Origin of the sequence: Corynebacterium sp. (assembly GCF_022712275.1) — a bacterium.
Lineage (GTDB): Bacteria > Actinomycetota > Actinomycetes > Mycobacteriales > Mycobacteriaceae > Corynebacterium.
Genome location: NZ_JALAGU010000030.1, coordinates 15,108 through 36,129, shown reverse-complemented (window position 1 = coordinate 36,129; position 21,022 = coordinate 15,108). Strand labels below are relative to the sequence as shown.

Below are 21,022 nucleotides of genomic sequence, written 5' to 3'. Positions count from 1 at the left end.
CTTCGCCGAGTCCGATGACGTCTACGGAGCTCCCAGAGTCCACGCCCAGCTCGCCCGTGAGGGGACCTTCGTTGACCGGAAGACCGTCGCGAAATCGATGCTGCGCCAGGGCCTGGAGGGCATCAGTCCGAAGAAGTTCACACCGGTGACCACGATCCCCGGTGTGGACACCTACAAGATCCCTGACCGGGTCAAGAGAGGCTGGGACCAGGGCGGGCTCAACCGCATCTGGATTTCAGACATCACCTACCTGCGCACCGGTGAGGGCTGGCTGTACCTCGCCGCGGTCACCGATGCGCACTCCCGCCGGATCCTGGGCTGGGCGATGGACTCCCACATGGGCACCTTCCTGGTCGCCAAGGCGCTGAAAATGGCTCACACACTGCGTGGGGAAGTTCCCGAGGGTGTGGTGTTCCATGCTGATCGGGGTACCGAGTTCACCAGTGATGACATGTTCACAGTCTGCCGCGACCTGGAGATCCTGCAGTCGGTCGGGCGGACCGGAGTGTGTTGGGACAATGCGACGGCCGAGAGCGTATGGGCGACACTGAAAACCGAGTTCTACGACCGGAAGAAGTGGCCTACCCGGGCGGAGGCCAGGTTGAAGGTCGGCGACTGGATCGAGTCCCCGTACAACCGTCGGCGACTGCACTCCGCGCTGGGTTACGTGCCGCCGGTGGAGTTCGAGATGAATCTGCTCAACAAACCTGCTGCTGAGGAACCTGAGGCAGCTTAGTTACCTGTCCACGATTTGCGGGGAAGGCCAGCGTAGCTGACGGTGGAGCGGGTTCGGTGTGGCCTGACTTGGCTCAGATGTCAACTACTCGCACAGCAGTCCCTCCGGCTGCACGCTCTCGTGGGTGGGGTGGGTCCGACGGTGACGCTGTCCGTCGTTCAAGTGATCATGGACGGGCACACCGGCCGGCTAACGCAGGTGCAGGCTGGCACCGTCATCTCCTACGGGCTGGACCTGGGCGGGGCGCAGTCGATCCGGGAGACGGATCATGCTGGAGTCGTGGCGGAGGCGGGGTAGATGGGGTTGCACAGAACCAGGCATATGATGGCTGCCGTCGCGATCATGTCCATGATCGACTTGCTGGGTAGATGACCGCGTTGGCGCAAGGCGCAAGCTCCCTCACCAAGGACACTATCGGTGGCCTGCTCGGGTTCCCCTGGACGCGACCGTCTCGCAATGTCAGCGTAGTCAGCAGTGCAGGCATCGACACGCTCGTCGGTGCCGCTTCTGCCGGTGCCACTACCGCCACCAGGCAGGAGCCACGCGGCTTTGGAGCTGGCGACCGTTGCGGTCGCCGTGCCCGAGTCATGATAGCCGTCGGTATGCAAAGCTAACGAGCTTGGATCAGGGCGATGACATCGCGGCGCATCGAACCGTCTCTACTCCGTGCCGTCACCATCCTTGTGCAGACCGAGTGACCCTGAGCCGAACAGGTACCCCATCAAAGTTGTGGCTACCAGCTTCAGCGTTTCGAGTGCACTGTTCAACAGCTGCGAGTCCCGTGGATTGAAGTAGCCGACGAGGGAGATCACGACGATCAGGAGGATGCAGATACCGAGCATCTTGGTGCCGAAGTTGAACCTCAACTGGAGCATAAACTCCCCGAAGTTCTTCGGTTTTCCTGGCTCCTTCTGGTCAGGGGTCACATCGGCGGCGGGGGCCCCGTTGAACCCTGGGAGCTGCTGGTCATCGGAGTTGTCCGGAACCGTCGGTGGTTCTCGTCGGTTGCCCGCAGCCGGGGACTCTTCTGTCACGGGTGGCCGACGCTCATGGGTAGGTTCAGTGGGCCACAGTAAGTCCGATCCTCGCGGATTGCATCGTTGTCGAGCCGCGGATCTTCCTTCTGGAACGCCTGGTCCCAGGCCGAACCTTCCAGGTGCGTGATGTTTGACAGGTCAACCGCTGTCCGGTGTTTGGTCGCGTCCCACACGGTGTCCAGGGCGGCCTGGAGCGCGGGATCACTGCGCTCGTCTACAACGACAGATTTTCCCACAGCGTCCTTGCTGTACCTGGTGATGTTCTGCTTGCTGAACGGGCGGAACTCCGCATAGACGGGACTGACAACGGGGCCGTAGGCCCAGGTCTGGAAGGAGTCAGCCAGGAGGGCCCGGCCGGTTTTCTTCGCATACTCGCTGGCAGTGAAGTAGAGGATCTTCTGGAGTTTCATAGGCGTCACGAGGATGTTGTCGCGGAACGTTCTTGAGAGAATGTTGTTGGCGACGGTGGTTGACATGTAGGGCATCGGGCACCTCCTTCTGTCTTTGAGAGCAAGCCTACCCATGCTAGCGCGGGGGTGGATGATCGACTCACTGTCTGGGGGCACTTCCCGCCACTACCCCCACGGATCACCCCTCCACTCTTCCTGTTCCGCATTGCCTGTCCACCACATACCACCTCGACAACTGGCAGCCGACCACCCTACGGGCGGTCGCCCCGATGCCGCATGGTGCACTGCCGCACTATCTCCACTGACACCTCGCCATCTCAACCAAGCTCACCGCCGCTACCGCTGTCGAGTTCAATCCGACGTTAGAGCGTGTTCTACCTGCGGAAACACGCCCTTGCGATTCTCCCTTCGATAGGTCATCGTTGGGTTAACCGCACCCATCCGACAACGACACGCAGGGAGGCCGCCGTGAGCACCAGCGCACCATTCGGCCGACCCCGCCGCGAGTTGCCGGAGACCGGTGCGGTCACGCTGAAACTGCGGATCCCCGTGGGCACTGCGAGACTCATCTACGACCAGGCCAACACTGAACGTCGGCACCTGGGCTCTATCGCAGCTGAGGCGTTCGAGGAGTTCTACGCTAACCACCCACCGGAGACGTGGAGGAGCGTCGAGTAGAGCCACACCTCACATCCCCCGTACACGCGAGAACGGGCACTGCCCTGCCAGGCAGTACCCGTTCTACGAAGACCAGAACCTCACGAACTGAAATCACCAGGTTCTGGCACTGACCCTTGAAGGAGTCAACATGTCTATCTTGGCATGCCCGTTTGACCTGGGCAACCCTGCGCAGAAGCAGACGCGAATCCCGCAGACCTGCACCCCGTCGACCCCGCACGCTCAGGTGGTGGGTCACTGATGGGCCGGCACAAGGCAATGCCTTCGGCGGGTGACCCGCAGGATCCGCCCCAGAAGGCCAGGAGCACTGATGTTGACCGGGACAACCAGCAGTCTTTGTCTCGTGCGGGTGATGCCGCTCCGGGCAATCGGCAGCGGTTCACGGCTCGCGATCTGAGTCCCGAGCAGAGGGAACGGTACGAGCGACTGCGACCCCTCACCATCCGGGGGCAGGCCGGCCCTCTGCGTGATGAGTCGATGGACGCCGCTGCGCGGTTGTGGGTCCACACGCCCGTTCACATCCCTGCGGTGGACGCCAAAGAGTGCCAGATCCTCGCACGTTTCCTGTACGCCGATGCCTTGGCCTACCAGTACGTCGACATCGACCGGGCCTGTACCCGTGCCAACTCCGACCGGTGGCTGGAATGCACGACCGCGAGCCTGGGGTTGAAGAGCAAACGGACCTACCGGGCTGTGTTGTATGCAGCCGGGAGGGTGGTGCACCCCAGGGAGTTCCCCGCACCACGGGCTGTCATCTCCCCGCGCTCGAAGGGTGCCCCAGCAGCAAAACCCGGGACCGCGGAGGCGATGTACGCCATCACTCCGGGATTGCCGGACCCGTTGCGCGTGCCGACGCTGCTGGTTCTTGATCTGGCCAGTGGGGCAGGACTGCGTCCGGCCGAGATCCGTGAGGTCACCGGGGATGATGTCCAGGTCATCGACCGGCCCGGTGGTCACCAGCTGGTGACTGTGCGTGTGCGCCGGCGGGGAAAGGTCGACCGTGTCGTTCCTGTCATCCACCCGGCCAAGGCCCGCCGTATCCTCGACCGGGCCGGCCAGGTCGGATCCCGACCGATGATTGGTCTGACCCGTGATGGGCATGTGGAGCACAACGCGGTCAACCGAGTATCTGAGCGCCTGGTGCGTATGGGTTTCCCGAAGCTCAACGCTGCGGCCCTGCGCCACCGGTACCTGCTCGACGTCGCGGTGCACCCGGGAATTCCGGCGGCGGCGATGCTGTCCCTGTTCGGGGTGTGCGACATGCGGGTACTTGTCGACCGTGTCGAGCAGCTGCCCCGCTACTCAGCGGAGGAACTCGCCGACCTGCTTGACGGTGACCAGGACCAGCTTGCCGGAGGTGTGCGATGATCAGCACGAAGCAACAGGCGTACCTGATCACCCGGGAGAACTTCGAGACCTGTCGTGAACTGGTCGTCGCCTCTGGCGCGGTGGAGATGATCGAGAGTGTCGGTGCCAAGACCCGGGGTGCCGGAGGCCGGAACGCCGCCGGCTGGCGCTACACCGTCTCCGCTGTGCTGGTGGTCGCCCTGGCGATTCTGCGGATTGGTCGGGTGCCGTCGATGGCGGAGGTCCACCGCGGTATCGCCACGCTCACCGCCGATCAGTTGGCCGCGGTCGGTATGTCCCCACTCCCTGCGGACGGGGCACCAGGCGACTATGGAGCGTTCGCGAACTGGCTGACCCGCAAGTTGACGCCACTTGATCCGGGTCCGGACCTGCCGGCACGGCGGGTGAAAAACCGGGAACACCGACGCGCACTCGCTGCGCGTACCGCTGAACAGCGTGAAGCCGCTGAGACCGCACGACGTCGACTCCTTGACGTCGTCAACGCCCTCATCGCCGCCTCAGTTGGGCACATCCTCCCGGACGAGTACGCCGGTGACCTGCTGGCCGATGAGACGATCATCGATCTGGCCGGGCAGTCCGCGGGTCTGGGAAGCCGGGACTCGAAGTGCCGGGGCGCAGCGTACGCCGGGGGCTACTACGGTCGGGACAACTCGGACAACAGTGTGCTGGACAATCCCGGCAAGGCCCGACAGTTGCGCAAAACCGCGTTCGGCATCGGAGTCACCGCCGTGAGCCGGATCGGTGGACCCAACGCCCTGTACTCGATTCCGCCGGTCATCACCGGAGTATCGATCCACACGCCGACCTCAGGATCTGTGGCAGGGTTGGCTGAGGCGATGGGATACCACAAGGCCGGCGGCTTCGATCCGCGTAAAGAGGCCTCGGCTTCCTCCAGGACGCGGGTGCCGTTTCTGACAGTGGACATGGGCTACAACGTCAAGGACGGGTTCGTCGATCTGCTTCTCGACCAGGGCTATGCGCCGGTGGGTCGGTACCCGTCATACTGGAACCTGATCTGGGGCTCGGAAGGCCCGGCGCACACTGTCAAGGGTGTTCCCGCCGGTCCGGTGCAGGTCAGTGGTGAGTTCTACTGTCCGGCGGTCCGTGGTCTGCTGGCGAAGATGGGTGTGGGCGGCAAGGGCAACCTGCTGTTCCGGACCACGGAGCTTCTGGAAGCGACGAAGCGGGCGGCAGAGGGTGATCCCTCGGCGTTCGCTGTCCAGGATGCGCGGATCGCCGCGGTCTTCCCGTATCTGATGGGTGTGAACTCGCGGCCGTACCAGATCCAGGATCGTCCGGGCAGGCCATCGGAGGCCGCGAAGACGGGGGCTGGCAGTTCCGGTGCCACGCAGGTCACGCAGCAGCTGGTGTGCCCTGCGGTGCAGGGCCGGGTCAGTTGTCCGCTCAAGCCAGCATCGCAGGTGGATCCGGCGCTGGGAACTCCTGTGGTTCAGCCGCACTGGCCGGCATCGCGGTACCGGTGTTGCTCACATTCGGTGGTGAGTGTTCCGTTCTCTGATGAGCAGCGCAAGCGTGCGCAGTGGGGCCTGGTGCCGGGCTCGTGGGAGCACGGGATCTACCTGGAGGCGGCGCGGTCGGCGACCGAGCAGCGGTTCAGTGTGATGAAGAACCAGCACGTCACCGGCATCGAGCATCTGAAGTGGGCCCCACGGCGGGCGCCGATGCTCTACCTGATCATCGGGCTGTGGGTAGCTGCGACGAACCTGGCGATCAGGGACGCCCATGCCGCTCGACCGCCGAAGCCGTCGACGACGGTGCGCAGGCTGAAGGAGGTGGAAGCGGATCTGGGGCATCCGCCGACGCGGATCCCACCGCGGACCTGATCGGGGGCCGTGGGGAAGTGACAGGGTGAGGCCCGGTGGTGTCTGTGGATGCCGCCGGGTCTCACCTTGTCTCTGGGTGTCTTGGTGGTGCAGAAACGCTCTGGAGTTCTGACGGGCGAATGTGGGGACAGGTGCTCTCAGTGGTCGGAGTCGGTGGAGCCGGGCGGCATCGTTCCGAGAAAGTGCGGCCCCTGGCGTCGGTCTGAGGGGACATGCCGGTGGTGTTGTGAAGCTCGCTCGGGAGAGGCGAAACTCTCTGGAACTCTTCCATCAGCGGTCTGGAGGTGGTTTCCGGAATGCCGCGCTGAGCTGGTTTCGTGGACTGCACACAGTGAGCGGTTCACGAACTGAACCGGCCGGAGGTCACAAACTCGAAAGGGTTTGTGACCTCCGGTTTTTCGTGCGGTGGGGGTCGGGTGGTGCGAGAACTGACAGTGGGGGAGTGCGGGTGGAAGTCCCTCAAGCCCCTTGGATGTGTGAGGAGAGTCGGGAATCCCGAGGATTCTTGGCCCGATGAGGTCACGAACGGCCGATCGGGCCGTTTCCAGGTTGAGCCGCCAGGTCGGCGTGGTGGGTTGCTTCGTCTGCGGCGATGATCTGGTCCAGTAGGCCGGGGAAAGCCGTCTCCAGGTCATCTCGTCGGAGGCGTGTCATGCGGCCGTTGCCGACGTCCCGTTGCCAGACGAGCCCGGCGTTGCGGAGAACCTTGAAATGGTGGGTGCGGGTCGACGGGGCCCAGGGCGTCCCGAATACGCTGCAGAACTGTTCCGTTCCGTCCGGTAGAGACGCTAACTCGACTATGACGTGTCGTCGGTTCTCGTCGGACAGTGCGTGGAGGATCTTCGACAGGTCGAACTCGTCGACACGGGGATGGCCATCCTGATCTGGCACCGGTGACAACTCCTTGGTAGGGGGATACTTCCTACGTTCATAGTACCTGTCCTCTTGACTGCTGTTACCTGTGGGTTGTGACCGGCAGGTTGAATGGGCGATGGAAGAGCACCCCGGTGTCCCAGTGCACGGAGTCCGCTGCTGTGGACAGCGTCAGGTCAGGAAGCGTGGAAGTCATCACGGCCAGGGTCTCCTGGATTTCCATGCGGGCCATGGCTGCGCCCATGCAGTGGTGCATGCCGTATCCGAACTGGAGATGTCGCTTGGCCGTGCGAGATGTGTCCACGATCCACGGATCCGCGAAAACAGCAGGATCTCGGTTGGCGGCGTGGGCGTCGGCGTAGACCGTCTCGCCGGTGAGAAGTGTGCCGCCCGAGACTTCGACGTCGCGGGAGGCTATACGGGGAAAGGTGGAGATTCTGCCCAAGGGGAGCAGTCGCAGCAGTTCTTCGGTTACGGTGGGGATGCTGTCGGGGTCTGCGACCATCAGGTCCCATAGCTCGTGGTGCGCCAGGGCCACGAACGCAATCTTTGCGAGTACTGACAGCACATTCTGGTCGCCCCCGACCAACGGCCCCAGTAGGAGAGCTGCGTACTCACCGTCTGTGACCGGAGGGGTAGCATCTTCGCGGGCGGCGAGAAGGTCCTTGATCAGCCCTCTCTCGAGAGGACGCTTCTCTGCGATCAGATCCTCCAGATAGTGGTAGAACTCCCAGAAGTCTTCCAGAAGCTGGGGGATGTCGGTGTTGTGAGCCAGTTGCATCTGCCGGGACAGGTGTCGGAAGCTGGGGATGTCGCGGTCAGGGATGCCTAGATAGGTGGCGTTGATTGCAATGGTCAGGGGGTCGAGAAGGTCAGTGATGAGATCGAAACTCCTCTCGGTCGCCAGGTTCGACACAGCGTCGGAGGTGATACCGCGGGCTGTCGGGGCGAAGGCTGACATGGTGTTGGCACTGTAGGCTGCGGCGACGAAGCGATTGAGCCGACCGTGGTGCGGGTGGTCGAGGTTGAGGAGCATCTCGTCGGGCATCACTGTAGGTAGGAAACTGGGACCGTCGTCGACGTTGGTGTCGCTACGGATGAATGAGGTGTCCGTCAGGATCTTCTGGACATCGGAGTAGGTGGTCAGGTGAACGGCAGTGTGCCCTGTGGGTAGTGCCACCTGCGGCAGTCCACCAGGTGACAGCGTGTTCAGTGTCGTGACCATTGATGGGGGAACAAGGTCAGGGACTGTGCGGAGGTCGAAGCGCACGGAGGTGGGTGGTGTGGACGTGGTCATGGTGGTCTCTTTCAACTCGGTGGGATGGTTCCGTGGGTGGCGGTGCGGTTGCGGCGTATGGCGAGGACGGCGACGGTGATCACTGTCACCAGGACGGCGAGGATCAGGGTTGTCGTGGTGAAAGCGCTGGTGTAGACGTCGGGGTGCCCAGGCTGACCGGCGGCGGTGTCGGTGGCGGCGTCTCCAGTGAGCTTCTGTCCGATCAGTGTGGACAGGACCAGGGAGTAACCGGCGACGAAGACAGCCTCGCTGCCGACGCGGAAGAAGTTGAGTAGTCCGGCGGCCGTGCCGGTCCGCTCCGGCGGGACCACCTCGAGGGCGTGGCCGTCCACCAGCCCGATCGGCAGACCGAAGCCGAAACCGAGCAGGATCATCGGCACGATGATCCAGGCCAGGGAACGGTTCTCGTCGAGGAGCATGAGACCGAGGTCGCCAAGGATCAGGGCGAGAAGACTGGTGTAGATCACCGATCCGACGGTGATGGAGGAGACGGTGTCGATGAGCCTGGCAACGATGGTCGGGGCGATGACGACGGGGACGGTCATGGCGAGCATGAGCAGGCCGGACTGGCCGGCGCTGAGATCTCTGATGCCGCTGAAGGCGGAGGGCAGGTAGGTCAGCAGCGTGACGAAGCCGATCGAGCCGGCCATGGGGACCAGGCACATGGCGAGGAACTCACGGTTGCGCAGTAGGGACAGGTCCAGCAGAGGCGTGCGGGTCTCGGCATCTGTAGTGGTGACTGCCTGTGCCGCAGGTGCGGACGCGGAGGGCAGGACACGGGAACCCAGGGCCACGATAGCGAGAATCAGGCCGTGGACGGCGAAGACACCGCGCCAGCCGACGCCGGTGACCAGCGCACCAGAAATGGTCGGGCCGAGTGCTAGGCCGAGGCCGTTCATGGTGCCAAACAAGGCGAAGGCCCGGGCCCGAGCGGACCCCTCGAAGGCGTTGGACAGCATCGAGCTGGCGCCGGTGAGTACGGCGGCGGCGCCGAGTCCGGCGATGACACGCATGGCGTCGAGCAGGATCAGGGAGGGGCTGACTGCGCTGATGAGGCTGGCGGTGGCGAAGACGATACCGCCGATAGTGAAGGTGCGTCGGTAGCCGATGCGGTCGCTGAGTGCTCCGAAGGCCAGGACTCCGAGGGAAAAAGCGACGTTGAAGCCGTTGACCACCCACTGCAGTGCTGTGGTTTGAGCACCGAGGTCGGTGGAGATCTTCGGCAGGGCGATGGCGGTGCCGGCGATCGACATCGGAGTGACGAACTGCGCGGTGAGGATGATCGGCAGGGTCCAGCGACTCGGCGGTGCCGCTTCTGGGGCTTGCGTCGTGGTTGATGTGGCTGTCATGGAGTCTATCCTCTCAGTAGATACGATAGATATGGTAGGTACCATCAGATTAGTTGCTTCGCAACGGGAGGAAGACGAATGAACATGGGAGAGCCAGGCACGTTCGACGCCGACGGATCATGCGCGACGGTGGATGTGGTCGTAGTCGGTGGCGGATCGGTAGGCATGCTGGCAGCGGCAGAGTTGACACTCCAGGGTCTGAAGGTGGTGCTGTTCGAGCCTCGGACGGACATTGATCGCAGGCCACGGGCAGGTACCGTCCATGCCAGATCACTGTCACACCTGGCCCGACGTGGCTACATTCGCTCTGTCGCTCCTCGTGAGATCGCCGAACGGGCCGGGCAACGGCACCACGCAGCTTTTCAGTTCGCCGGTACTGCGGGACTGACGTTGGCAGCCCCGGCGGAGGAGCCGGCGCCGTTGGCCGGGATACCGCAAGCACAACTGGAAGAGACATTCGAGCAACGGGCCCGGGCTCAGGGGGCGGACATCCGCAGAGGAACCACCGTGGAGGCGGTCACCGTCGACGATGACAGAGGGGAGGTTCTGGTCCGATTTGCTGCGACAGGTCTGGATGCTGTGTCGGAATCGGGGACGGTCCGTGCCCGGTACTGCGTTGGGGCAGACGGCGCGCGCAGTCTGGTGGCTCGGTCCGGAAACTTCCCGTCTGTGGAGGTCCCGGCAACGATGAATGCCATCTCGGCACTCGCACGTTGCGTCGACGGATCCGTCCCCGCCGGGTGGAACCCGACGGACACTGGTTGGACGATGCACAATCCGGGATTCGGCGGGCAGGGGCGCGTCATCGGCCTGGACTTCAGCGGCCCTGTGTCCGATAGGTCAGCTCCGGGGGAGACCGAGTACGCCGAACTAATGGAGCATGTCCTTGGATCTCCTTCGGACCTGTCGCAGATCACTCACCTCACCCGATTCAGCGACTTCGCACGATACCGCTCCCAGATGAGGGACGGCAGACTCCTCGTCGTCGGGGACGCAGCGCATATCCACTACCCCTTGGGTGGGCAGGGGCTGAACACCGGAATGCAGGACGTATTTACGCTCGGATGGCGACTGGCCGCAGTCATCCACGGAAAGGAACCGGAACGCTGTCTGGATGACTGGTCCAGGACGAGAGTTCGTACCGCTTCGGTCGTCGTGGCCAACACTGTCCTGCAGTCACGGATGATGCACCCGGATGCCACGGCACTGCGGGCTGCCGTGCAGTCACTACTGACGGTGCCCGGCATCCATGATGGGATCGCCGACCTGATCTCCGGGCAGTTCCAACCCGGGTTCGTTACGGACCTCGGGATCGAGAGCAGGAAGGGATCTGAGCTCAGTTTGGCACAGCTGCTGGTACCTGGCAGCGCTGTGGAACTGCGTGTCTCCGAGGACGCGCCACGTGTGGGGGTCCATGACCTGAAGCGCGTGTCAGTGACTGGGACCATCCGGCCCACTCCGCCGTGGCGAAGCGCCTATATCACTCCCGATGGCTATCTTTCGGAGTCGATGACGTGAGCGCGTTGCGGACCTCGGTGATGGCCTGCTCTGCAGTGAGGTAATGGACCGCGGTCCATCCCGCCTTGCGGGCTGCGGCACAGTTTTCCGGAAGGTCGTCGATCAGCAGACAATCTTCCGGGTGGACGCCTGCGGTATTTGCGGCGATGGTGAAAATCTCCGGGTCGGGCTTCCGGACCCCGACTTTGCAGGAGTCGATGATGGCTGTAGCTACCTCGTCAAGGTCGACCATCAGCTACCTCGTCAAGGTCGACCATCGCTCTCCAGTAGGGCTCCCACTCGATGACGCTATTGCTAAGAACCCCGATCTGAGTCCCCTCGTTCGACAGATCGACCGCGAACTGTCGCATGGTGTTGTTAGGGGTACTGTTGCAAAGTGGAGCTGGCGGTGCCTGGACGCTGATCGAGAAGGCGGTCCACAACCCTGTAGCCCTGATCTCTCAGGCGCCTGTGAATGCCTTGGCGACGATCACCGCATCCGGGTTCTCACACCCGAAGGCGAACACCCTGCCCTGGCCTTTGCGTAGCGCGTGCATCGCCTCGATACCCTGCAGTGTCCTGTACGCCGACACCGGATTCTTGAACCCGCCACCTTTGGGACCCAGGATCCGCTTGAGCCGGCCGTGATCTCCCTCGATCACATTGCCCAAGGTGTTTCACCTGCCGGTGAACTATTGTTCTCGACAGCTTATGCTCGTCGATCAGTTCCTTGATCGCTGCAGCGTAGGTGGGTGCTTTGTCGGTGCAGATGACCCGAGGACCACTGGGTTCCTCACCGTTGTGGACACGGTGACCAGTGCTACGCAGCGCTTTTCCGAAAAACCGCGTTGCTGCTGTCGTGTTGCGTCGGGTGGACATGTAGAAGTCCAGAGTCCGGCCGTCCTTGGTGACGGCCCGGTAGAGGTAGCACCACCTTCCACCTACCCGGATGTAGGTTTCATCCACTCGCCAGGAGTCGGCGAAGGCTACAGATCCTTTGCGGTACCAGCGGGTCCGTTTGTCCAGTTCGGGACCGTAGTTCTGCACTCACCGGTAGATGGTGGTGTGATCCACTGGTGCACCACGTTCAGTGAGCATCTCTTCCAGGTCGCGGTAGGACACCCCGTAGCGGCAATACCAGCGCACTGCCCACAGGATGACGTCTTGAGGGTAGTGCCGACCGGAGAAAATGCCCATGACCGCTGATCCTGCCGACGGCAACCCAACTTTGCAACAGCACCCGACACTGTGGGCAGGAAGCTGTTGATCACAACGCCGCGGGGATGGACGGCAGCGGCGTCCTGAGAGTCCGTCGTCTCGGCTGAAGTGGGGCGGTTTCGCCGACGTCATCGGGGCCCGCAGCCTGAGTTCAGGGGTGCGGCGAGACAGGTGCCGGTGATGAGGTCGCCGGTAAGGTACTGTCTCTGCCCGATGAGGGCTCCATACCGCGAAAGGGAAGGTCGACCTCCTGATACAACCGAGGTTCTGGGTCATCACGGAGTGTGACTGAGCACCTCGAAGGACATTCCGGCAGCCGTCAGTCGGTCGATGAGGTTTCCTCCCATGGCCGTCGCGGTTGTGAGCTGGCCGGCGAGAGCCGGATTGTCGTCGAAGGCCAGCGACAGCGCAGATTCCGCCAGCATCTTGGCGGTCTCCGTGTAGCCCGGGTCTCCGCCACTCACGCGGGTATGGACGGTTCTCCCCGCAGTGGTACCCACGAACTCCACGGTGAACCAGGTTCTGTCCCGACGCTCCTGTGACGGCCCTTCACCGGCGGCGATCCTCCGTGCGATTGCCCGGCGCACCGGAGCAATCTGCACCGCGGCAATGCCGATCACGAACCCGACAAGGGACGCAGGGACCGTGCGGAACTTCTTCGCGCCTGCATTGTGCGAGTAGCTGAAGTCAGGCCCGTAGTCGTCAGCGGACGGGGCGGTGAGTGCCGATCTTGTGACGATCTGACCGTCGATCGTCGGCAGGGGGATCAACCAGGTCCCCGTAACGCGGTCACGTCGCGGGAACCCCACCGCCAACCGGGCTCGACGCCCAGCGGAAGGAGACTCGGCCCGGCGTCGCTGTGACGCCGCCTGCCACATCGGTCGTAGGCGTGACAACTGCTTCAGCGCAGAGTGCAGGGTCCCGCCGGACAAGGACGCGTTGGTCCGCACGACACCGCGAATCTCCATCGGTGCATTCGCAGGAAGATTCCTCGCGGTGTACAGCGCCCCGAGGTCATGGGGGATCGAATCGAATCCGCATGCGTGGACGAGCCGGGCTCCGGTCTTCCGCGCTGTGGCGTCATTCCCGAGGAACATCCGGTCGACGAACTCCGGCTCTCCGGTCAGGTCGACGTAGTCTGTTCCCTCTTCGGCACAGGCGGTGACCAGGGCAGCACCGTACTCCAGATACGGCCCCACCGTGGTGATGACGACTTTCGCCGAGCGCGCGACCTCGGTCAATGAGGCAGGATCGGTGGAGTCCGCGTGCAGCAACCCGATGTCGGAGACATCCGGGTTGATGCCGGTCAGCCTGTCCCGCACCGCCTCCAGTTTGTCGCGGTTGCGTCCCGCCAGAGCCATCCTGCCCGATTCGGGAAGGTGCTCGACCAGGTAGTCGGCGGTGAGCCCGCCGGCAAAGCCGGTCGCGCCGAACAGCACGACGTCATACCGACGTCCTGGACAAGTGGGGTGGTCGTCTTTCTCTGTCATCGTGCCTTCCGGTCCTGGTGGGGGACAGTCGTAGATGTGTGCAGTGCGCACAAGTCTAGGTGTGCCTGCCTACGCCGGTTATGCGTTTTCCTGCTCCCGGTGAAGGGCGGCCAAGCCCTCAGCGATGGGCGTCACCCGGAAGTCCGGGAACGCTTGGGTGAATTTGTCCGAGACGAAGATGTTGTCGACCGCGTACCGGGGGAGGAGCTCCCACAGTTCACGGACATTGCTGTTGAACAGCTTCCCGACAGCGAACACGGGCTTCGGTACGACGGTGAGGCCGATGTGCCGTCCCCACTCCTGTGAGGCGAGGTGGACAAGTTCCCGGTAGGTGGACCGCGTGTTGTCGATCGGAAGGTGCCATGTCTGGCCGTAGGCGGTGGCGGTGTTGCCGATCAGTGCCATGGCCCGGCTGGCGTCCGGGGTCCAGATGAGACTGCGTCGGGTGTCGGCACTCAGCGGGATGCGGGCCTTCTTCCCGTCAGTGACGGCATCGAAGACCAGGGAGTTGGTGAAGCTCTGCGTCCGCCCGGGGCCGTAGAACTCGGGCGCGCGGCAGATGACGGCCTCGACCCGGCCCTGCGCCATGGCGTCGAGCAGCAGGGTGGTCATCGTGGCCCGGGTGCGTCCCTTGCTGCCGGCCGGGTCGAAGGAGGTCTCCTCGGTCTGCGGTGTGTCGGTCATCGGGTACATGTAGGTGTTGTCGAAGAACACGAGCCTGGCGTTGTGTTTCTCGCAGGCGTCGATGGTGTTGGTCATCATCGTCGGTAACTGCCTGGCCCAGAGGTCGCTGTCCGGTGGCAGGCCGACGGTGAGGTAGACGATGTCGCTGCCGGCGACGGCGGTGTCCGTCTCATCGGCGTTCATGAGGTCTGCCGCTACCAGTTGGTCGGTCCCGTGTAACCGCTTCGGATGGCGGCTGACGAGTCGGAGGTCGGTGGTGTAGTTGTCGTGGAGTTCGTGGGCGAGTTCGGTGCCGATCTGGCCGTTCGCTCCGAGGATGGTCTGCATGTGTGTGCCTTCCGTTGACCGGTTCTGTCTCGATGATGACAATCTAGACATCGATGTTTACATTGTCAACAATGCTTCCCATCTGGTGGTTTCCGATGTTGACGCCGATCACTTGCGTGAGTACGGTACGTCGATGTAAGCACCGTCAACTCGCGGAAGGTTCCAGCTCATGAATCCCGAATCCGTCAACCCATCTGCATCCGAGCCGACTACCGAGACCGTCTCCGTGACGCTCGGAAGCCGCACTGTCGAGGTTCCCAAGGGCGGCCTCTACGATCGCTACCGGATGGACCCAGACCTCAACGTCATCGCCGAAGACCCGCGGGTCAAGAACGTCGACTTCTTCCGGACACTCACCAAGACCAAGGTGGATTCTCCCATCGGAGAAACGCTGACGCCGAACTTCTACTACAGCAACTCCACTGCGCGAGTCGCCTTCCTCGTCAAGTCCAGCGCAGCCCGCAAGCGTCTGCCTGCTGAACTTGACCCCCTTGAGGTGGTGCCGGGAGTGGCACTCGCCTTCGTCATGTTCTTCCGGTACGACGTCGCCGACATCGACTTTTACACCGAGGCCGCTGTCGGGGTGGCCGTCCGTCCCGCCCGTCACGGCAAGGTTGGCTTCGCTGATCTTGCAACAGGCCTGGGCAACAACCATCTTCACGCCTATGTCCTGTCGCTGCCCGTCAACACGGACATCGCTCAGGTACGTGGCCACGACGGCTACGGTTTCCCGAAATGGCGCACGGACATCGATGTCAACATCGATGACAACCGTGTGTGGGCGCAGGTGTTCAACGACAACGGAACCAACGACATCTCGTTGTCCGCCCCCACCCCGAAGCAGAAGCACTACCGGACCGGTGCGCGGGTCGGGTCCCTGACCTCTTACACCAGGATCGGGGAGCACTGGCACTCCACGTTGAACCAGACCAATGTGCTCGCCGGAGGTGCGTCACTGCTGCCCGGTGACATCGATCTGACCCTCGGAACCGGCCGTGTCTCCGACGATGTCCGTTCACTGGAATTCATCCGTCCGGTGCAGCTCGAGGTCGCCACCGAAGCGCAGATCGCACTGCACATGCCCGCTCCGATCTCGGTCGCTCGTCGATAACCACCGCACACCGAGAAAGAAAGAATGAACACCATGCCACGCACATCCTCCGTCACTTTCCCCGGCATTGACCCCTCATCGACTGACTTCCTCGACCTGCTCGCCCGACGGATACAGGTCGCTGATCCTGACCGCGTCCTGGAGATCACCAATGCGATGACCGGAGAGGTGATGGGTACCGTCCCCGCGTCCACCGCCGAAGATGTCGCTGCCGCCGCGCAACGCGCCCGCAGACTGCAGCGCGACTGGGCAGCGCGTCCGGTCGAAGAGCGCGCGAGAGTCCTGATGCGTTTCCATGACCTTGTCCTGGATCGCCAGGACGAAGTCCTCGATCTCATTCAGCGTGAGAACGGCAAGGCACGCCGTCATGCCTATGAGGAGATCATGGACGTCGCAGTGAACGCCCGCTACTACGCCCACACTGCCGCCGACTACCTCAAGACGAAGAAGCGGCAGGGGATTCAACTGGCCCTGACCAAGGTTGTTGAGGTCCACCATCCCAAAGGGCTGGTCGGGGTGATTTCACCGTGGAATTATCCTCTGACTCTGGGCATCAGTGACTCCATCCCGGCGATCATCGCCGGCAACGCGATCCTCACCAAGCCCGATCAGCAGACGCCTTACGCCACTCTGTGGGCGGTCCAGCTCCTGGAAGAGGCGGGAATGCCCGAGGGGCTGGTTCAGGTCACCACCGGTCGCGGGTCGGAACTGGGTAGCCCCATCATCCAGGAGTCGGATTTCCTGATGTTCACTGGCTCCACCGCTGTCGGCCGAAAGGTCGCCGCGGAAGCGGGTGAGAAGCTCATCGACTATTCCATGGAGCTCGGTGGCAAGAATGCGCTGCTCGTCCTTGATGACGCCGACGTAGACAAGGCCGTCAGCGGAGCAGTCAGAGCATCGTTCTCCAATACCGGTCAACTCTGCATCTCAATCGAGCGCATCTACGTCCCGGACTCGATGTGGGACGCCTTCGCCTCACGTTTCGCTTCTGCCGCGAAGAACATGACACTCTCACCGGCCCTGAACTACTCCGCTGACATGGGATCCTTGGTCTCCGAGAAGCAGCTCAACACCGTCACGGAGCACGTGGAGGATGCCAAGCGGAAGGGTGCCACTGTACTTGCCGGTGGCATGGCCCGTCCCGATCTCGGCCCTCTGTTCTATGAACCCACGATTCTCACGGACGTCACCTCGGAGATGATCGTCTTCGATCACGAGACCTTCGGCCCGGTGGTGTCGCTCTACCGGGTGAGCAGTGAGGAAGAGGCGATCCGACTGGCCAATGACAGTGAGTACGGCCTGAACTTCAGCGTGTGGACCAGTGACCCTACGCGGGGTCGCCGTGTGGCGGAACAACTGGAAGCCGGCACTGTCAACGTCAACGACGCCTACGCTCCTACCTGGGGGTCCGTCGATGCTCCGATGGGTGGGATGAAGGCTTCAGGTGTGGGTCGCCGCCACGGCGAACACGGCATCATGAAGTACACCGAATCGCAGACGGTCGCCGTTGAGCGGTTTCTCCCCGTCGGAGCGCCGGACTGGCTGGCTCCAGGGCGCTACGCGAAGGTGATGACTGGTGCGCTGCGCCTAGTCAAGCTTCTTCCGGGCGTGAAGTAGACATGACCCGATCTACATCGTTCTACTCATCGCAGCCGATCGGTCCTTTCAGTGTCCAGGTGTCGCGCGTGATCAATGCTCCTCGCGCCCGGCTCTACGACATCATCAGCGACATCACTTCCATGGGGGAGCTGAGTCCGGAGAACCAGGCCACCACATGGATTGAACCCGGAAGAACCTTCGTGGGAACGAATCGGATCGGCGCGTTGTACAGATGGAGGATGACCGGGCATGTCACTGAGGATGTACCGGGACGAAAGTTCGGGTTCACAACGGACTTCCCCTCTGAATCGCAGTGGGTCTACACCTTCGAGGACGCACCGGGTGATGAGGCTGGAACGCTGGTCACCGAGAGCGTCACGACGAATCGGCGTCAGATCGTCCCGGTGGTCGCGATGCAACTCATGTCAGGAGTACTCGACCGCGGTGCCCATCTACGTCGGGGCATGAACCTGACACTCGACAATCTGGCGAACTACGTCAATGACACAAATGTTCGCATCCGGCAAAGTGGAAAGAGGCGTAACAGCATGTCACACCGCATTCGCAGAAACAGCTCCGCTCTCGACTACTCAGGAACGACAGTCCTGGTAACCGGAGCAAGCTCTGGCCTCGGAGCAGAGTTCGCTGTTCAACTTGCCGAACGTGGCGCGAACCTTGTGTTGGTTGCCCGGCGGGAAGACCGGTTGGTCGACCTCGCCGGTCGGCTCGAGACAACCTACGGAGTGTCCGTCTCAGTGATTGCTGCGGATCTGTCTGCACCAGGTGCCGCAGCGTCACTGGTGGAGACGCTGGACGAGCGCGATCTCCAGGTAGATTCCCTGATCAACAACGCAGGGTTCGGCATGGGCGGCCAGTTCGCCGATGAGGCCCCGGAGCGTCTCGCCCGCATGGTCGACCTGAATGTCGGCCTCCTCACAGATCTCACTCGACTCCTGCTGCCCCGGCTGGTGGAACGGTCGCGGCACAGTGGTGGCCCGGGCGTTCTCCTCAACGTCGCCAGTACCGCCGCCTACCAACCCACGCCCGGCATGGCCGCCTACGGTGCGACGAAGGCGTATGTCCTGTCTCTCACGGAGGCGCTCGCATTTGAGACAAGGAGGACACCGTTGCGTGTTGTTGCGCTGAGCCCCGGTCCGACACGGACCGAATTCTTTGACGTCCTCGGCGGCGACACCGACGGTACCGAAGCTGCTGTCGGCAGCTTCCAGACCGCCGACCGGGTCGTCTCGCTGGCTCTGCAGGAACTCGATCACGCTGAACCGCGCCCGAGCATAGTTTCCGGACGTCGAAACGCCTTCGTCGCCACAATCGCACGACTGGCTCCCCGGCGTCTTACGTTGGCCCTTTCCGGAAGGATATCGCAGTGAGAAACAGGACAGACACCATGAAAGCGGTCCGGGGCAAGAACCTCGCCCTTGAAGATATTCCAGTGCCGATTCCCGGGCCCGACGAGGTCCTCGTGAAAGTCGCTGCTGCCGGCGTGAACCGAGCTGATGTGATGCAGAAGGAGGGCAACTACCCACCTCCGCCGGGCGTCACTGACATCATCGGCATGGAGCTGTCGGGGGAGATCACCGAAGTCGGTGACAATGTGGCACTGGACGGACAATGGGCCGTCGGTGACGAGGTGGCCGCGATCGTCTCCGGTGGCGGCTACGCCGAGTACGCCGTTGTCCCCGTCGGTCAGTTGATGCCGATTCCGGCGGGTATGTCCCTCGTCGACGCTGCTGCACTTCCGGAAACTGCAGCCACGGTGTGGTCGAATCTGGTGATGGAGGCGGGGTTGCACGCTGGGCAGACCGTGCTGATACACGGTGGGGGCAGCGGTATCGGCACCCATGCCATCCAGGTGGCCAAAGCCATCGGTGCCACGGTAATCGTGACCGTAGGTTCAGAAGGCAAGGCCCAGCGGGCGAGTGAACTCGGGGCAGACCGGGTCATCAACTACCGGGACCAGGACTTTGCCGAGGAGCTGGAGGGCTCAGTGGACGTGGTCCTGGACATCATCGCCGCGCGATATCTGCCAGGTAATGTCCGTGTGCTTGGCCCTGGTGGAAAACTCGTGATCATCGGCATGATGAGCGGCACGCACGGGGACCTGGACATTGGTGCGTTGATCAGCAAGCGGGCCAGGGTCATCGGGACCAATGTACGTCGGCGTCCACTGACGGGGTCTGGGTCAAAGGCGGAGATCACCGGCGAAGTGGTGAAGAATGTGTGGCCATTGGTGGAGGACGGGACGGTGAAGCCGGTGATCTCGGCTACGTGGCCCTTGTCAGAGGCCGAGGCAGCGCACAGGATGCTCGACTCTGCGGACTCGGTGGGTAAGGTGCTTCTCTTGCCCTGAGCGCTACCTGGCCTGTGGTGGTGGCCCCGGTCTGCCACCGGATGCATCCGAGCCGCCGCACCAGTCAGGAATCCTCTTCGGATTGACTGTTGCAGCGGCTCAGATCCACGTGCCCCGGTCCGGACAGAGGAGCGTCGGCGTCGCTCTACCCGTCGATGCCGAGGACATCCTTCAGGTGTGCGACTGCCTGAGCGACTGCGGCAACAGCCTGCGGGGTGTCGTGCATGGAATTGACCATCACGAAGTCGTGGATGATGCCGCCGTACCGGACCTGCGTCACCTGCACGCCGGCACGCCGCAGCTTCGCGGCGAAGGCTTCGCCTTCATCGCGCAGCACGTCGGCTTCAGCGGTGATAACGAGCGTCGGGGGGAAGAATGCGAGTTCGGCCTCTGACGCACGCAGCGGTGACGCGGTGATCTCGTTTCTGACCCCTTCATCGGTGGTGTACTGGTCCCAGAACCACTTCATGCCGTCGCGGGCAAGGAAGTACCCTTCGGCGAAGTCATGGTAGGACTCCGTGTCGAAGTTCGCGTCAGTGACCGGGTAGAACAGGGCGGCGCCCTTGAAGGAGACATCGCCGCGTTCGTTGCCCATGATGTTCAGGGCGATGGCCATGTTGCCGCCGACAGAATCGCCGGAAATGGCCACGCGCTCCGGGTCGAGGTTGTGGTCGGCCCCATGGTGGACGATCCACTGGGCGACGGCATAGGACTGTTCGTTCTGCGACGGGTACTGTGCATCCGGCGCACGGACGTACTCCGGGAAGACGACTGCTGCACCGGTGCCGACGGCGAGATCACGGACGAGCCGGTCATGGGTGTGTGCGTCGCCGAAGACCCAGCCGGCACCGTGGGTATACAGGACCACCGGCAGCACACCGGTGGCACCCTTGGGCCGGATAATGCGGGTCGGAACTTCGCCGGTGGGGCCACCGGGGACAGTGATCCACTCTTCGTCAATCTCCGGCTTGTAGATCTCTTCGTCCTGAACCTCGTCGACAGCCTTGCGTCCCTCTTCAGGAGGAAGCTGGTACAGGAACGGAGGGGTGGAGGTGGCTTCCGCGAAAGCCTGAGCGGCGGGTTCGAGGGAGATGTTCTTTGGGTTGGCGTTCATGTTTCTTCCTTTCCACAGGTTT

17 protein-coding genes and 2 pseudogenes are annotated in these 21,022 nt (G+C 63.0%); 9 read left to right on the top strand and 10 right to left on the bottom strand.

Features of this window, described 5'->3' with window-relative positions:
• Positions 1-688 (top strand): annotated as a pseudogene (locus Q0A27_RS06685) (IS3 family transposase); the annotation flags it as partial.
• 707 nt (positions 689-1,395) lie between these two features.
• Here Q0A27_RS06685 and Q0A27_RS06680 read toward each other — a convergent pair.
• Positions 1,396-1,770 (bottom strand): hypothetical protein, encoded by a 375-nt coding sequence (locus Q0A27_RS06680; RefSeq protein WP_291474282.1) that lies wholly within the window; start codon positions 1,768-1,770, stop codon positions 1,396-1,398.
• The gene (locus Q0A27_RS06675) at positions 1,767-2,258 is read right to left on the bottom strand and encodes a Panacea domain-containing protein (RefSeq protein ID WP_291474281.1); all 492 of its coding nucleotides are present in this window, start codon (positions 2,256-2,258) and stop codon (positions 1,767-1,769) included. The genes Q0A27_RS06680 and Q0A27_RS06675 overlap by 4 nt, the downstream gene beginning before the upstream one ends.
• A gap of 393 nt (positions 2,259-2,651) precedes the next feature.
• On the opposite strand from Q0A27_RS06675, the gene Q0A27_RS06670 reads away from it, so the two are divergent.
• From Q0A27_RS06670 to Q0A27_RS06660, 3 genes are all read left to right on the top strand, one after another.
• A complete protein-coding gene (locus Q0A27_RS06670) occupies positions 2,652-2,861 on the top strand; it encodes a hypothetical protein (RefSeq protein WP_291474280.1) in 210 nt (69 codons plus the stop codon).
• 528 nt (positions 2,862-3,389) lie between these two features.
• Positions 3,390-4,229 (top strand): hypothetical protein, encoded by an 840-nt coding sequence (locus Q0A27_RS06665; protein ID WP_291474279.1) that lies wholly within the window; start codon positions 3,390-3,392, stop codon positions 4,227-4,229.
• Complete coding sequence (locus tag Q0A27_RS06660; protein ID WP_291474278.1) at positions 4,226-6,073, top strand: hypothetical protein; 1,848 nt, start codon at positions 4,226-4,228, stop codon at positions 6,071-6,073. Before Q0A27_RS06665 ends, Q0A27_RS06660 begins: the two co-directional genes overlap by 4 nt.
• Positions 6,074-6,592: 519 nt before the next feature.
• Here Q0A27_RS06660 and Q0A27_RS06655 read toward each other — a convergent pair.
• The 3 genes from Q0A27_RS06655 to Q0A27_RS06645 all read right to left on the bottom strand — a co-directional run bounded on the left by Q0A27_RS06655 (position 6,593) and on the right by Q0A27_RS06645 (position 9,592).
• Positions 6,593-6,964 carry a helix-turn-helix transcriptional regulator gene (locus Q0A27_RS06655; RefSeq protein WP_291474277.1) on the bottom strand — a complete coding sequence of 124 codons (372 nt, stop codon included), beginning with the start codon at positions 6,962-6,964 and terminating at the stop codon, positions 6,593-6,595.
• Positions 6,965-7,028: 64 nt separating this feature from the next.
• Positions 7,029-8,243: a cytochrome P450 gene (locus Q0A27_RS06650; protein ID WP_291474276.1), complete on the bottom strand. Its 1,215-nt coding sequence runs from the start codon at positions 8,241-8,243 to the stop codon at positions 7,029-7,031.
• A gap of 11 nt (positions 8,244-8,254) precedes the next feature.
• Positions 8,255-9,592, bottom strand: coding sequence for an MFS transporter (locus tag Q0A27_RS06645; protein WP_291474275.1), 1,338 nt, complete (start codon positions 9,590-9,592; stop codon positions 8,255-8,257).
• A 78-nt stretch (positions 9,593-9,670) separates the two neighbouring features.
• Between Q0A27_RS06645 and Q0A27_RS06640 the strand changes: the two genes are divergently transcribed.
• Complete coding sequence (locus Q0A27_RS06640; protein WP_367273310.1) at positions 9,671-11,110, top strand: FAD-dependent monooxygenase; 1,440 nt, start codon at positions 9,671-9,673, stop codon at positions 11,108-11,110.
• On the opposite strand, the gene Q0A27_RS06635 is transcribed toward Q0A27_RS06640, so the two are convergent.
• From Q0A27_RS06635 to Q0A27_RS06620, 4 genes and pseudogenes are all read right to left on the bottom strand, one after another.
• On the bottom strand, positions 11,073-11,342 hold the full coding sequence (locus Q0A27_RS06635) for an HAD-IA family hydrolase (RefSeq protein WP_291474274.1): 270 nt from the start codon (positions 11,340-11,342) through the stop codon (positions 11,073-11,075). The genes Q0A27_RS06640 and Q0A27_RS06635 overlap by 38 nt on opposite strands.
• A gap of 208 nt (positions 11,343-11,550) precedes the next feature.
• A pseudogene (locus Q0A27_RS06630) lies at positions 11,551-12,286 on the bottom strand (IS6 family transposase).
• Positions 12,287-12,582: 296 nt separating this feature from the next.
• Complete coding sequence (locus Q0A27_RS06625; RefSeq protein ID WP_291474273.1) at positions 12,583-13,797, bottom strand: trans-acting enoyl reductase family protein; 1,215 nt, start codon at positions 13,795-13,797, stop codon at positions 12,583-12,585.
• A 78-nt stretch (positions 13,798-13,875) separates the two neighbouring features.
• Positions 13,876-14,808, bottom strand: a complete 933-nt coding sequence (locus Q0A27_RS06620) for an NAD-dependent epimerase/dehydratase family protein (RefSeq protein WP_291474272.1) — start codon at positions 14,806-14,808, stop codon at positions 13,876-13,878.
• Between the two features lie 169 nt (positions 14,809-14,977).
• On the opposite strand from Q0A27_RS06620, the gene Q0A27_RS06615 reads away from it, so the two are divergent.
• Genes Q0A27_RS06615 through Q0A27_RS06595 form a run of 4 tightly spaced genes read left to right on the top strand, consistent with a single transcriptional unit; the run spans position 14,978 to position 19,886 of the window.
• Complete coding sequence (locus Q0A27_RS06615; RefSeq protein WP_291474271.1) at positions 14,978-15,919, top strand: acetoacetate decarboxylase family protein; 942 nt, start codon at positions 14,978-14,980, stop codon at positions 15,917-15,919.
• Between the two features lie 33 nt (positions 15,920-15,952).
• Complete coding sequence (locus tag Q0A27_RS06610) at positions 15,953-17,536, top strand: succinic semialdehyde dehydrogenase (protein WP_291474270.1); 1,584 nt, start codon at positions 15,953-15,955, stop codon at positions 17,534-17,536.
• Between the two features lie 2 nt (positions 17,537-17,538).
• Positions 17,539-18,906 (top strand): SDR family NAD(P)-dependent oxidoreductase, encoded by a 1,368-nt coding sequence (locus Q0A27_RS15025; protein ID WP_367273309.1) that lies wholly within the window; start codon positions 17,539-17,541, stop codon positions 18,904-18,906.
• Between the two features lie 17 nt (positions 18,907-18,923).
• Positions 18,924-19,886, top strand: coding sequence for an NAD(P)H-quinone oxidoreductase (locus tag Q0A27_RS06595; RefSeq protein ID WP_291474269.1), 963 nt, complete (start codon positions 18,924-18,926; stop codon positions 19,884-19,886).
• 145 nt (positions 19,887-20,031) lie between these two features.
• On the opposite strand, the gene Q0A27_RS06590 is transcribed toward Q0A27_RS06595, so the two are convergent.
• Positions 20,032-21,000 carry an alpha/beta hydrolase gene (locus Q0A27_RS06590; RefSeq protein WP_291474268.1) on the bottom strand — a complete coding sequence of 323 codons (969 nt, stop codon included), beginning with the start codon at positions 20,998-21,000 and terminating at the stop codon, positions 20,032-20,034.
• Between the last annotated feature and the right edge of the window lie 22 nt (positions 21,001-21,022).